13 protein-coding genes are annotated in these 13515 nt (G+C 63.7%); 1 reads left to right on the forward strand and 12 read right to left on the reverse strand.

Going from position 1 to position 13515, the window contains the following annotated elements:
- Positions 1-18: 18 nt before the first annotated feature.
- The 10 genes from CIT25_RS00790 to CIT25_RS00835 all read right to left on the reverse strand — a co-directional run bounded on the left by CIT25_RS00790 (position 19) and on the right by CIT25_RS00835 (position 10610).
- Complete coding sequence (locus CIT25_RS00790; protein ID WP_095482680.1) at positions 19-684, reverse strand: hypothetical protein; 666 nt, start codon at positions 682-684, stop codon at positions 19-21.
- Positions 681-2630: a hypothetical protein gene (locus CIT25_RS37315; RefSeq protein WP_245329721.1), complete on the reverse strand. Its 1950-nt coding sequence runs from the start codon at positions 2628-2630 to the stop codon at positions 681-683. The genes CIT25_RS00790 and CIT25_RS37315 overlap by 4 nt, the downstream gene beginning before the upstream one ends.
- A complete protein-coding gene (locus CIT25_RS00800; protein ID WP_095482681.1) occupies positions 2631-3152 on the reverse strand; it encodes a hypothetical protein in 522 nt (173 codons plus the stop codon).
- A gap of 2 nt (positions 3153-3154) precedes the next feature.
- Positions 3155-3742 (reverse strand): hypothetical protein, encoded by a 588-nt coding sequence (locus tag CIT25_RS00805; protein WP_245329722.1) that lies wholly within the window; start codon positions 3740-3742, stop codon positions 3155-3157.
- Between the two features lie 266 nt (positions 3743-4008).
- The gene (locus CIT25_RS00810; protein WP_095482683.1) at positions 4009-6474 is read right to left on the reverse strand and encodes a phage tail protein; all 2466 of its coding nucleotides are present in this window, start codon (positions 6472-6474) and stop codon (positions 4009-4011) included.
- Positions 6474-7073: a phage connector family protein gene (locus CIT25_RS00815; RefSeq protein WP_095482684.1), complete on the reverse strand. Its 600-nt coding sequence runs from the start codon at positions 7071-7073 to the stop codon at positions 6474-6476. The genes CIT25_RS00810 and CIT25_RS00815 overlap by 1 nt, the downstream gene beginning before the upstream one ends.
- A 298-nt stretch (positions 7074-7371) precedes the next feature.
- On the reverse strand, positions 7372-7623 hold the full coding sequence (locus tag CIT25_RS00820; RefSeq protein ID WP_095482685.1) for a hypothetical protein: 252 nt from the start codon (positions 7621-7623) through the stop codon (positions 7372-7374).
- Between the two features lie 213 nt (positions 7624-7836).
- Positions 7837-8826 (reverse strand): Coat protein, encoded by a 990-nt coding sequence (locus CIT25_RS00825; RefSeq protein ID WP_095482686.1) that lies wholly within the window; start codon positions 8824-8826, stop codon positions 7837-7839.
- A gap of 87 nt (positions 8827-8913) precedes the next feature.
- Positions 8914-9825: a hypothetical protein gene (locus tag CIT25_RS00830; RefSeq protein ID WP_095482687.1), complete on the reverse strand. Its 912-nt coding sequence runs from the start codon at positions 9823-9825 to the stop codon at positions 8914-8916.
- Between the two features lie 212 nt (positions 9826-10037).
- Positions 10038-10610, reverse strand: coding sequence for a hypothetical protein (locus tag CIT25_RS00835; RefSeq protein WP_095482852.1), 573 nt, complete (start codon positions 10608-10610; stop codon positions 10038-10040).
- Positions 10611-10893: 283 nt separating this feature from the next.
- Here CIT25_RS00835 and CIT25_RS00840 point away from each other — a divergent pair, with 283 nt between their 5' ends.
- Positions 10894-11211: a YMGG-like glycine zipper-containing protein gene (locus CIT25_RS00840; protein ID WP_095482688.1), complete on the forward strand. Its 318-nt coding sequence runs from the start codon at positions 10894-10896 to the stop codon at positions 11209-11211.
- Between the two features lie 194 nt (positions 11212-11405).
- Here the strand turns inward: CIT25_RS00840 and CIT25_RS00845 are convergent, their stop codons facing one another.
- Both CIT25_RS00845 and CIT25_RS00850 read right to left on the reverse strand, forming a co-directional pair.
- Positions 11406-11729 carry a Bbp19 family protein gene (locus CIT25_RS00845; RefSeq protein ID WP_095482689.1) on the reverse strand — a complete coding sequence of 108 codons (324 nt, stop codon included), beginning with the start codon at positions 11727-11729 and terminating at the stop codon, positions 11406-11408.
- Positions 11726-13486, reverse strand: coding sequence for a portal protein (locus CIT25_RS00850; RefSeq protein WP_095482690.1), 1761 nt, complete (start codon positions 13484-13486; stop codon positions 11726-11728). Before CIT25_RS00850 ends, CIT25_RS00845 begins: the two co-directional genes overlap by 4 nt.
- Between the last annotated feature and the right edge of the window lie 29 nt (positions 13487-13515).

Here is a 13515-nt window from a genome sequence, read left to right on the forward strand (position 1 = left end):
GAATGAACCTCTCAAACACTAGCGATCTCCAATCGTCACTTTGTTGATTCTCGTCCCGTAGGGGAGATTCTTGATTTGGTTCTTTATCTGGGCGCCAATACTCCGATTCACGCTCAGATCTAGGCCGCTAAAGTTAGATAGTGTTTCTTGCCCATTTAATTGCAAATCAACTATATGATCGACGTCCTCGTTAGGCGCGACCTCGTTGCCAGCCTCAATATACCTGCGGCGAGCCGGTTTCGAATCCCGAACCGAGTGATGGTTTACAGAGGTCTCACGATCAGTCAGCCGCTGGGCTTTGAGGCTTGCTGCTTCTCGTTGCGCATCATTCCATTTTCGCATGTAGCGCATGCGCAAGTCATCACCAACGGCGATGTGGCTGCCGCCGCCGGCGACGCCCTCGCCCTCCATTGTGAGCGGCTCTGGAACAGCCTCCGAAACCAGAGAATTTGTAGGTTCCGGGCTTGCGGCAGGATCAACATCGGCGGGCCGACCGGTGAGCCTTGCCACCACCTGGCTGCCAATTGCACCGAGCCCCTCGGCAAGGAGATTGCCGCCAGCGCCCCAAAGCGCGCCGTTGGCAATCCCCCACGGAACGTTCTCGCCTGTGTTGAAGGCGTATGCCCCGCCATAAGCGCCACCCGCCACGCCCCCTACGCCGGTTCGGGCGGCAATGCCGGTCAAGCCGGTCTCCGCCGCCGCGCCGATGCCTGCCGGCCTAGCAAACCGATTGCGCCCTTTACCAGGCCATATCCGCTCAAGCCGGCGCCGAAGGCCTCGGCTGCCCAACCGGCCGAGCCGGCCCGGTCCTCGGCGTCCTCGGTCTCGGCCCGCTCATTTTTGAGAAGGTCCTCGTAATTCCCACCCGACAAAGCGGAGTCCAGCTTGGCGGAGATCGCATCCGCACCTCCGGCGGCCGCGCCCTTAGCCGTGAGGCGACCGACATCCGAGAACGCCAAGCCGAATTGCTGTAGCCACGGCATGGTGCTGTACTGAGCCTGCGCCGGATGTTCCCCGATCCACGCCAGCCCATTCTTGAGCACCGCAACCTGGGCTTCCAACAACTCTGACGTGACGTTCGGATCTTGGGCAGCCTTGGCTCGCCATTGGGCTTCCGCCGCCAAGGAAATCTGTTCGGCCATCGCCTTGCGTGCATCCGGGTCACGAACCGCCAGGACAATCGAACTCAACTCGGCAAGACGCGTTTCGAACGGCACGCTTTGGTCGATATATTTCGCGGCCTGTTGGTCAGCTGCGGCCCAGGGCAGCGGCAGCATCCCGTCGAAGCCCATCTCTTGTTGGGCAGCGACGGCCCAGGTTACGGCAGTCTTGTAGTCGTCCGGAGTTGAGACCTTCCTCCAGTCGGGAGCCTTGTCTTGGAATAGTTGGCTGATATAGCCGACGGGGTCGGCGCGTCTGGCACCCAGTACCAATTGCGCGGCGCCGGCCTTTATCTCGTATTGCTCGCGCTCTTCTGGCGAACCGTTTGGGCCGGGTTCAAAATCCCGAAGCTCAGCATGTATTGCTTGGTTCGGCGCCGAGCGCATGTCGAAGACCGCACCGGCAATGCCAGCCGTAATGTTGAATTTCTGGAAATGCCTGATGCCCTCTTCGGCACCGTAAATGTTGACGAAATCCTGCTCGGTCGGCTTCTTCTCGGGATATTTGCCCGTGGTGGCGATGACGGCCGGGGCATTCTGCTCTGCGAGTTGCACCTCGGCGCGGGCATCGACGAGTTGCGCGGCATTCGCCGTGTTGGCCTGATTGCGTAGCGCTTCAACTTCGCCGGGCGCCAGGTAGGTGATGGCGTCGATGGGTGCGGTGCCAGTCCCGTCGCCCTTCAGAGCCACCGCGCTGGAGCTACCGCTCGATGCATTGGCGGCACCGGCGACTTGGGTGATGTCGCTGCCAGAGGAATTCGCTGGCTGCACCACGCCGAACATTTCGAGGGCCCGCGTGGGATCCTTGGCAATCAACGCCTGGAACCGGGCCTTTGCCGTGGTGCTGAACCAGTCTTTCACGATCTGCTGCCTGATCTGCGGGTCGAGCCCCATCTTGTCGATCAGGTTGAGCCCGTCCTGCCGGGCCGCTTCGAATGTGATGGTATCGTCCGGGTCGCTCTGCGCGATGGCGGTAGCGTTGGTTTCCAGCACCGTGCTGAGCTCGGTTTGCTCATAGTCCTGGCGGCGCTGAACCTGTTTCGCCGCGATGCGCGCCGAACCGGCCGCGCGCAGGATTTCCTTCTGCTTGATAAAATTCGCGCGCTGGCTCTCGGGTATCTTCGGCAGGATGCCGTCGAACAGCGTGTCAAACAGGCCTGGCTTGACTACCTGGCCAGTGCGTGGATCGACCTGGCCATACATGCTGTCATGCAGGCCGCTGCCGTCTGCCGGCGCGTTCTGGGTCGCGTCATTCTCGGCCTGCGCGATCTGCCCGTCGAACTGCCGGCGGACGATCTCGGCATCGAACGCTTCCTGCTGCTCTTTCTGCTGCCGATACCGCTCGGCGACGGCCGAGAGCTCGTCGCCAAAGCCTTGCATGGCGGCGCCGAGCGGCGAGCCGCCGGGATAGGAAACCACGTTGCCGGTATCGAGCCGGCGCTGGGCGAGCTGGAGGGGAATGGTCGCCATTTATCGCATCCCCGCCCACGGATCGTTGAGTGCCGAACTGCCAAAGATCACGGCCCGGTTCGGCGCCGATGCTGTCGGGGTCGAACCCTCGCTCGGGTCCTGGATTTTGGAGAGGCCATCGACGAGATTGCCGCCGGCCTTGAAGATTGAGGCGGTCACCGCCTGCTTGCCGGAAAAGCGCGAGATCGCAGCCTGGGTGGTGAGGCTGTTCTGGCGCAGCTGCGAGCCGTATTGGATCGCCTTGATGTCGAGCTGGCCCTGCCTTGCATTGGCGGCCAGCACCTCAGTCGGCGAGCCTGCGATGCCGACGCCCGAGGCACCCGCCTGGGCGCGCGCCTGCGACAGCAAGAGGTCCTGCTTGTGGCGCTCCTGGCCCTGTTCGAAGGCCGCGCTTTGAGCCTCGGCCTGCGCCTGCTGCTCATAGGCCTTGGCCTGGTAGTCGGCCATCTGCCTCGACTGCTGGCCTTCGACCAGCGCGCCGCCCACCGAAAGAGCCGTGCCGATAAGGGCAAGTGTGCACATGGTCAGCCTCGTTCGCTGGCGGGAATGAATTTGCTTTTGACACCTTCGACCGGCGCGCCGAGCGCCGGGCGCGGGTCGAGCGCGCCGCCGGGGCTGAGGAAGGACAGAAGCATCCTGTCGGCCTGAACCGCTGGCCGACCGAGACGGGCAGGCACGGCCGCGTGCGGTCCGGCCATGGCAGCGCGCCGGGTGGTGGTCAGATTGATTTTGAGGTCAGCAACGCCGGCGGCGTTGAACAGGCCGTTGGCAGTGGCGATCGCGCGGACGAGCGCGTCGGCCTCGAACAGTTCCTGGCGCAGTTGCTCGATCAGCCGGTGGACGGTGCGCCAGCGCTCGCCGAGCGAAGCGGCCTTGGACTTGATCTCGTCGCCCAGGGCGACGATGTCGGCCCGCGCTTCCCTTTCGGCGGCTTCGGCGCGGCGCTTGTTCGCTGCCTCGATGGTTTTCTCCAGCAGCGCGATTGCCGCATTGCAGTCGGTGAGCGCGGCGCGCAGCTCGCCCAAGTCGCCGTCGCCGAAGATCGCGCGATCCTGGGCCTGTTCCAGTTCCTGTTTGCGGGCGGCAGCATTGTTGAGGTCGGTGTCGAGCAAGGCGATGACGGCAGCGAAATCGGCAGCCGTCCGCGCCCTGCCGAGATCTTCGGCATGGGGGAATGGGGTCACGGGAGGAGGGTCCTTTTTGGGGGCGGGATGGTTATCTCCCCCCTCGAGGGGGAGATGGCCGGCAGGCCAGAGGGGGTTGTCTCGCGTGAAGCGTCAGCCTCTTACGTCCGTTATGGGAGTCGCGTCAGGACGCGCCGACCCCCTCTGTCGCCTTCGGCGACATCTCCCCCTCAAGGGGGGGAGATCAGCAGTTCCTAAGGCTCGGCATCGAACACCGGCGTGAACGCCCGAATGGTGCAGGGCGTCGGGTTGACGTGGCGGATCTTCACTCTGCCCTGCCCTTCCCAGCTGTCGTCGATCGGCACCTCGACATTGCCGGTGAACAGGCTCGCCTTGCCGTCTGGCGCGACAATGCTTGGCATGCGCACCTTCTCCCAGCGGCCGCGCAGGAAGGACTGCACTTCGAGCCCCGACGTGTCGGTCTCGAGCAGCGACATCATCACCTTGGCGATCTTCTTGCGGCGGCCGACAATGGAGCCGTCGCGGCCGCCGACATCGAGTTCCAGCGTGTTGGCCTCGGACTGGTAGCCGAGCCCGACCTGCCATTTGCTGGCCACGGCGCCGCCCGGCAGCGTCACCTGGCCGGCAGCGACGGGCAGGCCCTTATAGACTTTGCCGCCGGCCAGCACGTCGACGCTCGCGCCGTCGAGATGATCGAGCCCGGAGATGGCGTTGACGGCGGCCCCCAAATAGGTCAGGCCGCAATCGACCTGAAAGGCGTCGTCGAGGCCGCCATATTCGAACGGCGCCGTCATGATCTCGATGGTGCGCTTCGTCACGCCACTGAGCGTGCGCTTGACGAACAGCCAGACATCGTCGGCGCCGTTCTGGCCTGGCGTCACAACTGCACTTTCAACGATCGCCCATTCCGAACCGGCAAAGCCGCCACCGAGGCGATGCCGGTGCATGCCGCGCACATCCTGCGACGGCTGGTGCGTGTAGCCGCCGAGCTCGCCATTTTCGAGCGGGAACCACAGCACCGGATCGGGGTCGGTCTGGAACGCCAGCTCGACGACGCCTTGCTTGGGAATATGCTCGGAGATCTGGCCGATATCGTCGGAGGTGAATTTGCTGACCGAGGTCTGCACCAGCTCGGCGATCGACTTGCGGCTGCGGGTGACATAGAGGAACGACTGCCCGGCGGCGACCGGGCGGATGCGGGCGCAGCCGAAGGTGCGCGAATTGCGGTTCTTGAACGACGACGGTGTCAGCGCCTCGTCGATGCCGGAGCCCGACAGCGCCCGGACACCGCCTGATGTGCCGATCAAAAGCGCGCCGTCGGAATCGGCGATCCAGACGATGTCGTTGGCCTGGCCGCCGCCGGCTTGCACGAATTCCAGTGCGGCGTCGTCCTTTTCACCGAGCGCAAAATTGTCGAAGTCGCCGGTCGCCGAGGCATAGACCGAGAATCTACGGCTGAAGGCCAGCCGTTCCTCGTAGAGCGAGCCGGTCTCGACATATTTGCCCGGCACGAAGGTGCCGAGCCGCCAGCGGGTGATCGGGCTCAGGTTCGGCAGAGCATGGTTGTGGAGCACGATCTTGACGACCGTGGTGCTGGTTCGACTGGTGATTCTGGCCCAGCGCCAGCGACCGTCCGAACCCAGCAGCCGGATGGCGCGGCCGACATCGCCTGACTGGAAGCCGGCGTCGCCATTGATGCCGACGATCGAGGAAGCAGTCAGGTTGAATGGCGTCTGGTCCGAAGCCTTGATGTGGAAGGCGATTTCGGCGCAGCGCGTGTGCGTCGCGTCGTCGCCGCCGCCGCCGCTGAAGACGATCTGGTGGTATTCATAGGCTGTCGAATTGGCGAACTCGTAGAACCTTGTCTCGCTGTTCGACCAACCAGTCTCCGCCGTCCTGGTGTCGAGGGTGACCCAGTTCGCTCCATCGTTGGAACCCTGGATTTCCCAGGCCGTGAAGAAGTCGAAATTGGTCGTCGCCTTGCTGGCCGCGGTGATCCAGTAGGCATCGACGACGCGCTGCGCGGCGGACGCGTTGCGGTAGCGGATATAGCCGATCGAGTCGCCGGCGATCAGTATGTTCTGGACCCTGTCGCGGTCGAACATCTGGTAGGCGTCGGGATCGCCGCCCGCATTCGAGACCGTTCCACCTGGCGTCGTATTGCCGGTCATGGCCGGCGTCAGATGACCGGTCTCGGCTGGTGTCAGCGTCGTGCCGGTCTCGTTGATGTCGTCATAGGGACCGTCGAGGAATTCGAAATCCTCCAGCGTCCATGTCGCATGCGCGGTGCGCGTCAGCACCTTCGGTGGATAGTCCTTGTGGCTGATCCACATCTGGTCGGCAGACTGCACATAGGCGAGATCGAAGAGGTCGGCTTCCGCATAGGGCGAAGCGATCTCGACCGTGCCGACGCGGGCGCCATAGGCATAGACGCGGATATAGAAATCGCCGAACTCCAGGCAGTAGGCCTGCTCGGATGAGAAGATGAACGGGATGCCGCGCGTTGTCTTGGCCGCGCTCTTTACCTCGCCGACGAAGATGGTGCCGCCGCGCTTCCTGATGCCGCCATGCGGCAAGGTGACGAAATTCTCGCATTTGGAAAGCGCTGCCCGATAAAGATCGAGCGAGGCGCGCGCATGCAATCGCGGACTTATCTCGCCACGAACGAATGCGTCCTGGACCGGATAGAGCGTCGTCATCAGCGCACAAACCGGTTGTCGCCGCGCTGGATCGCCCAGGACGACGTCGAAAGCCTGCCGCCACGCTGGATGGCGTTGGTGTGGAACGCCGCATCGAGCGCCCGGTCATAGGTACCGCGGGCGATGTCGATCATGCCCGCCTTGTGGGTCAGCGGATGCGCGATCTTGATGGCGAGCGCTGCAACCAGCACCTCCGTGAACAGCGCGTCCCAGTCGTTCGGATCGGTGAGATTGGCGACGTAGCGGATGAGGCGCGGCCCGGACTGGTCGGAATAGATCAGCCCGGCCTCCTGGCGCCACGAGATCGGCATGCCGTCCGGCTCGCCACTGTGGGTCAGCGGCAACGGCCGCAGGCAGTCCAGCGGCAATTCATAGGCAAAGTTCAGCGTGCCCGCGCCGCTACCAGTGTCGGCTCCGGCGACTGCGGCCGCGAGGATGGCGAAGACCCAGGCGTGTTTCGTCAGCTCGGCTTCGCGGGTCAGGTCGAAATGCATGTTGAGCAAGCGCGCGGCTTTCACATCCTGATCAAGGCTGTCGATCGGCGCCTCGTCGAGGACGCCAAGCGCCATGTTGGCGATGTCGAGCGGGGTGATGGCCATGGTTTAGGCCTCCGTGAGTATGGATCGGGAAAAGCAGGGCATGGCGGCCCCACGGCAAAAAGCCGCATCGTAGCGGCTGGGGATCTGGTGATTTTGGGCTTGGGCAAAACGTTCGCACGTCTTGTGCGTGGAACCCGTCACGATACCAACCACCCGTCAGGAAACGGGTGGCGTGGGATGTGTTTTCAGTCCCTTGTGCTCGTTCGAGCAACGAAAAGACGACAATATTGTCGCTATTGCAGTTTCACGATGTCGCCGCGCAACGCGGCGATGATTTGCGGCCTGAATTCCTGCGGCATCAGCCGAGGCGTGCGCTCGTCGAGATCCGCCGCCCTGCTTCGGCTGACTTGGCAAAGGCGCTTGCTTGCAGCCTTCCGGTACCTCTTCCCATCGCCAAACCCTTGTCCAGGGCATCTTGAAGACTTGTCGTGTAGTAGGCGGTGTTTTCCAGACCGCTGAAGAAGTTTATACGGTGAACTTCCCCCTTTTTGCTTATGACAATACCCGCTTTTCGGAGCACTTCCTGAACCGCCTTATATGTCATACTCATGGTTACCCTCCTTTGCCAAGACAAGGCAGCATCGCCCTTTTGTGTAACCGTTTGGTGACGGCGATTGATTAAAGTGCAACATGAATATGTTGCGAGCCCCCAAGACTTGTTTCACTCTGGAGCAGCGCAGCGCGTGAATCTGGAATTCGCTACATGGCCGACCTGGCGTCCCGAAGTGGCGGGAGGTCTGATACTCCCGCCCTTCCGGTCCGATCACGCCTCGGTCGTCTTCAGCGCGATGAACGTCATGTTCTTGACGTTCGACGCAGTACGGTCCCAGTTCGCCGCCAGCGCAAGCTCGGCGTCAGTGGCGAATTCGCCGGCCGAGGAGGCGTCGAGGAAGCGCGTGCCCGGAACGTGCGGGACGAAGTGCCGGCGGCCGACCATTTCGGTGACGCCGCCGCCATGGCCCTGGCGCGGCTTGCGGTCGAACTCCAGCGGCCCGCCTTCGGTGTTGACCGGCAGCTCGTTCCACAGGATCGCCTTGTCCTTGAACATGAAGGCAGTGTAGACGCCCGCCGCGACCGGGATGTCGTCGTCGACGACGGCCCGCAAGCCCATGTAGTATGGGATCAGCGGCCCGCCCTGCTCGGAGGGCGGCACATAGTCGATGAGGTCGGCGAGCTTCAGCGCCTTCATCTGCTTGGAATGCATCCAGATCGTCTTGAACTTGTCGGCGCGGTCGCCCATCAGATAGGCGGCCTCGATGATGTCGGTGTCGACGATGGAGGCGCCGGTGACGCGGACGAGGTCGCCCGCATCATTGGCGAGGTTGTCGGCCAGCACGCCTTTCAGGATGCCGAGCAGCGTCAGCTTGTTGGCACGCTGCCAGTAGTCGGTCTGGCGACGCACGATCAGCTTCTGCGGATCGTCGCCAGCCAGGATCGAGGTCAGGTCCGGAATGCCCCACGCCTGGGCGCGGACATTGCGGGCAGCCACCTCGCGGCGCGCGCCGATCTTCTTCATCTCGATCGAGTCGGCCGGATCGTCATTGACCGGTTCGGATGGATCGTTGCCGAGATCCTTCCAGCCGGGCATGTCGACGGAACGCCCGCCCATGGAAAGCTTCGAGGCGATGGCCGGGTCGGAAAACAGGATCCCGGCCTGGTAGATCTCGAGCGACTGGACATGCTCCTCGAACGAGTATTGTGCATAAACGGACGGAACGATCGCGTCCGCGATACGGGTGTAGGCGTCTGCCATTTTTGTCTTCCTTCAGGTTTGGTGGGGCGGCTAGACTATGATCCCGAAAAGTGGGAACCGGTTTTCGCTGGAGATCACGGTCCAGCTTTAGAGGGGGTTGTTGGGCATCCACAGATCGGGGTTTTCGCCGGCCTCGCGTGCCAGCCGCCGGGCGCGGGCGGGATCGCTTTTGACGAGGGCTGAGATATCAGTCAGGTTGCGTTCGCCGGCGGCGTTGCGCTTGAAGGGGTTGCCTCCACTCAAAGCCGCGCCGCCGTCGATCGTGTCTTCCCTGAACATCGCCTCGCCGATGGCGTGGAACGCCTTGGCGATCTGCGGATCGGTCAGCGCCCCGTCCGGCAGAAGGATGCCTTTCGCCTTGTAGGCATCGACCAGGCCGAGCTTCTTCATCGCCCGGTTGGCGACCTCCAGCCTCTGGCGAAAGCCATCGCTGTCGGTCGGTCCCCAGTCCCTTACCAAGTCGTCGTGGGTGGTCTCGACCGAACGCGCCAGGGTTTCTTGCTGCATCTTGGCCTGCTCGGCCATGTAGCCCACGAACTTGTCGTGATAGGCCTGCGCGACTTTTGGGGTCGCGCCTGCCTCGACCGCCCACGCCTTGGAGGCGTTGGCAAGCTCGTCCGAATAGGCGAAGTTTTCGGGGAGCCCGTCGGGGCGCCTGTACTCGACCTTGTCGGGTGATGTCAGCGGGCGCATCGCCAGGGGAAGCCGGGCATGAAACCTGTCCCAGTCCTCCCCAGGCGCATCCGCTGCGGGAACGCGCAGGCTTTCGCCCTGCTGCCGCTCCAGCTCCGCATAGGATGTGAAAACCCGATCGAGGCTTTCAGGCTTGGTCCAGCCCTTGGTTTCAGCGAGCTTGCGGTTGCCTTCGGAAAGACCGTCAAACCAACTTTTTGCAGCCGGCGGGGCGGACCCGTTGTCCCCGTTGGCCGGTGGCCGTGCAAGGTTGCCCGCCGGCTGCGTCTGCGCAGCCACGGACCCGGCGTCTGCCAGATCTGTCATGAGATGTTCCTTTTTGTGAGGTTAAAGGCCGATGATAGGAGCTGGCGGCGGAGCCCAGTATCTCCCCCCTCGAGGGGGAGATGGCCGGCAGGCCAGAGGGGGTACCAACGCGTGGAGCGCCAACCTCCATCTGTCGCTGAGGTCGCGCCCGGTCGCACCGACCCCCTCTGTCGCCTTCGGCGACATCTCCCCCTCAAGGGGGGAGATTAACGCTACGCGTTATCGCCCCAGTTCTCCCACAGCAGCGTGATCGTGCCGGTGATGGCGAGCGTGCCATCGGCGTCGATGTCGGTGCCGGTGGCGAATGCCAGGTTGAGGTAGAGGTCGACCGGCGTCACCGTGCCGTCGAGCGTCGCTGCTGCGGCCACGTCGGCGACCGATGCGGTCGATAGCGCGGCACCGGCGCCGTCCAGCGTGCGGCCGGCCGCGGCCAGCACATTGACCATGGAACCGGCCAGTGTCGCGCTCGACGCCGCCGCCGACCCGAGCGACCAGGTGAGTGCCGCATTGTCGTTGATGGTCGAGGCGCGTGTGGTCAGCACGGCGAATTGCAGCCTTGCGGTGCCGCCCTTGATGCGCACCTTGCCGTCGAGGAAATCGAAAAGCTTCTGGCTGGCATAGGCAAGCGCATCGGTGACCGGCACTTGCATGGCGTTGAACGAAAAGACGGTGCGATATGCGCCGCCCTGCCCGCTCGTCCTGGCGGCAAGCCCGGCTTTGGGCGGGGCAAAGCCGGCCTCACGGGCCGCGGCACGGGAAAGCGTCCGGGAAAGACCTCGGGTCATGGCATTCTCCATTCTTGGGGATTTGGGATTGGCTAGACCCGCCGCAGGCGGGGTTCGTCACGGCCGGAGCCTGATTCATTTCGATAGAGCCCGGCTCTATCGCCTTGTTAAACCATGATCTTTATGATCTTTTTGTTTGACCATGATTTTTCCCAGCCGGAGGCTTGGGCCGTCAAGACGAAAGAAACCATGTCTTATTTCGTGAGGCATGGTGCCCCTGTTCCGCCGCAATGCGACCGCACTTGGCAAAGCATTGACCCAAGGCTTTAAAGGAGGACTCCAAATGACCATGCAGAAAGCCATTGCCGCCGCGCTTCTGACTGCCGTGCTGGCAGGGTGTGCGCAGACCGAAGGGCAGCAGAGAGCCGGAACCGGCGCGCTGATCGGCGGGGCCGGCGGCGCGCTCGTCGGTCAGGCGATCGGCGGCAACACCAAGAGCACCGTCATCGGTGCAGCCAGCGGCGCCCTGCTCGGTGCGGTGGTGGGCAGTGCGACCACGCCGCAACGGCGCGGCGAACAGCTTTGCCGCTATCAGGATCGCAACAGCGGCCGCATCTACACGGCCCCTTGCGACGACCGCTACTACGACGGCAATTATTGAGCGTAGCGCCGGCGCTGGTCTTCCCTTCTCCCCTTGTGGGAGAAGGCGAAGGGGCCGGATGAGGGGTGTTCCAGCTTGGCGCACACCTCGTCCAGATCGGTGACTCGGTAGCCAGCCTCTCATTTCTTCCAACACCCCTCATCCGTCTCGGCGCTAAAGCGCCGATCCACCTTCTCCCACAAGGGGAGAAGGGATCACTTGCTTTCCAGCCGCGCCGCCTTCTCCAGCGCCGCCAGCTGCGCCTCGTCCAGCATCAGGAACCCCATAATATGCTGCACCACTTCGGCGCGCGCGTTGCTTAGCGCGCTGTGCAGTTCGAAGCCGTTCGGCGCCTTGGTCCTGGCCAGCCACTCGCCATAGGACGGGCGGCGGTAATAGCCGGTGGCGGCCGCGAGGTCGGCCAGCACCATCTCGCCGTCTTGCCCGGAGAAAACCCTGAGATAAGCCCTGGTCAGCGCATCATGCGCTTTCGCCGGACCACCGGCCTGACCGGAATGGGCGAAACGTTTGCGGCTCATGCGCCGGCACCCGGCGCAGCCGGGCCGCCCGGCATGTCAGGCTGACCACCCCGCAGCATGCCTTGCAAGCCATCGAGCAGGCCGCTGTCGCGGGCCTGAATCGCCGCCGGCACCCCATCCTTGGCCACTTTGCCGGCAGTGGCGATCGCCGCCATGCCGGCCTGCGCAGTTTGAGCCTTGGCTCTGGCATCGCGGATACCGGCGACCTCGTCCTGGCGGCGAAAGATGCGCTGCGGGCTGCGGCCGGCGCTCTGGACGATCTTGAGCGCCTCGTCGCCGTCGATATTGTCCATCACGCCGGGGTCGAACTGAGCCATCTGCATGGCCGTGGTGACAACCTGAATGGTGTCGCGGGCTTCCGCCGAGCGGCGCAGCACGTCGAGCGGGCCGGTGAAGGTCGGCCGTACCGCCTTGCCGGCAAGGCTTGCCGGCGGCAGGAAGCGGCTGTCTTCTTCATACAGTCCTTTGTCTTCCAGGATGCCCAGTTCGCGGTCGAGATTGCTGGCGAATCCAGCCTGGATGATCGAGCCGGACGGTCCGAGCAGCGCGCCCTTCTCTTCCTGCCTGATCAAGGCTTCGGTTGCCGTCATCTGCGGGTTCTGCACCAGCGTCTGGAACAGATTGACAAACATCATGTCGCGGATCTCCTCGGCCCGGCTGTCGGCATAATTGAACGCATAGGTCGGGTTCTGGCCGGTGGCGATCGGCGCGATCAGCGGCCGTCCCTGGTCGTCGATCAGGCCAGGATAGTTCTCGCCGGGATTGAGCACCGGCACATAGTCGAGCCTGGCCTTGGAGGCGGTGGCCGGATCGGTGATCTGCTGCAGCGCCCTGAGGCCCGAGCGACGCACGGCGTTTTCCTCGCGCACCGTCGTCAGCGCCTCGATGGTCGGCGAGATGCCATAGGGGTCGCCTTCGTAACGGCGCCAGTTGAAACACGACACTGGGAAGGAGCGGAAACCGCTTTCCCTGACGATGATCTCCTCGTCCTCGATGACGTGATAGGAGGCGAATGCCGTGTCGAGATACTGGTAGGAGCCGCTGAGCCGGTACATCTTGCGCTCGTCGCGCGGCTGGATGCACTGAATCAGCGAAATCTTCGTCTCGCATTTGGCCGGGTCGTCGACCAGCATCTTGATCCGTGCCGGCAGCTTCTCATAGCCGAGCAGCTGCGCCGCCTGCCGCGCTGTGCGCTCGTAGCGGCGGTGGAATGTGTCGACCTGGCCCCAGCGGTTGCGCGAGAGAAAGCCCTCGACCACCGGGATCGAGGCATAGCGGATCAGCGTGCCGCCAAAACCCTCCTCGGCATAGAGATAGGCCGGGCCGTAGCGCACGACATTGCGCAGGCAGGCCTGCGTCGCGGGCACGAAATTCGAATTGGCGGAATAGCGCAGAGAGAACAGGAAATCGCGCAGCGCTTCCGCCCATTCCTTTTCCTCGTCGCTCTCCTCGTCATTCATGGCGGCGGTCGACAGCCCGTGCCATTTTTCCGACTGCGGAATGATCAGACTTTCCAGCCCGGCGGCCAGCCGGTTGGCGGCCGAGTTGATGGTGTTGGCGTAGACACGGGCACCGCGCCGCTCCTGCCGCTCGGCCTGCGAGTCCGGTCCGGACTGCCGGCGACCGCTCCAGATGTCGGGGGCATCGGGATCGCAGAATTCCGACACCGCCTCCCAGACAGCCTCATACTGGCTGCGCTCGCTCTCCAGTTCCGCCTGTCGCGACAGGATATCGTGGGCACGGGAATCGCTCGTCATGGCAATCTTTCTTCGGTGATCTCAGCTTA

It is taken from the genome of Mesorhizobium mediterraneum (assembly GCF_002284565.1).
Taxonomy (GTDB): Bacteria; Pseudomonadota; Alphaproteobacteria; order Rhizobiales; family Rhizobiaceae; genus Mesorhizobium; species Mesorhizobium mediterraneum.

What these genes read in the sequence shown, in the direction of transcription:
- CIT25_RS00830 (WP_095482687.1), bottom strand. Translation starts at nt 9,825, where the DNA reads ATGACAGATCTGGCAGACGCCGGGTCCGTGGCTGCGCAGACGCAGCCG.
- CIT25_RS00840 (WP_095482688.1), top strand. Translation starts at nt 10,894, where the DNA reads ATGACCATGCAGAAAGCCATTGCCGCCGCGCTTCTGACTGCCGTGCTG.
- CIT25_RS00845 (WP_095482689.1), bottom strand. Translation starts at nt 11,729, where the DNA reads ATGAGCCGCAAACGTTTCGCCCATTCCGGTCAGGCCGGTGGTCCGGCG.
- CIT25_RS00835 (WP_095482852.1), bottom strand. Translation starts at nt 10,610, where the DNA reads ATGACCCGAGGTCTTTCCCGGACGCTTTCCCGTGCCGCGGCCCGTGAG.
- CIT25_RS37315 (WP_245329721.1), bottom strand. Translation starts at nt 2,630, where the DNA reads ATGGCGACCATTCCCCTCCAGCTCGCCCAGCGCCGGCTCGATACCGGC.
- CIT25_RS00810 (WP_095482683.1), bottom strand. Translation starts at nt 6,474, where the DNA reads ATGACGACGCTCTATCCGGTCCAGGACGCATTCGTTCGTGGCGAGATA.
- CIT25_RS00825 (WP_095482686.1), bottom strand. Translation starts at nt 8,826, where the DNA reads ATGGCAGACGCCTACACCCGTATCGCGGACGCGATCGTTCCGTCCGTT.
- CIT25_RS00800 (WP_095482681.1), bottom strand. Translation starts at nt 3,152, where the DNA reads ATGTGCACACTTGCCCTTATCGGCACGGCTCTTTCGGTGGGCGGCGCG.
- CIT25_RS00850 (WP_095482690.1), bottom strand. Translation starts at nt 13,486, where the DNA reads ATGACGAGCGATTCCCGTGCCCACGATATCCTGTCGCGACAGGCGGAA.
- CIT25_RS00815 (WP_095482684.1), bottom strand. Translation starts at nt 7,073, where the DNA reads ATGGCCATCACCCCGCTCGACATCGCCAACATGGCGCTTGGCGTCCTC.
- CIT25_RS00820 (WP_095482685.1), bottom strand. Translation starts at nt 7,623, where the DNA reads ATGAGTATGACATATAAGGCGGTTCAGGAAGTGCTCCGAAAAGCGGGT.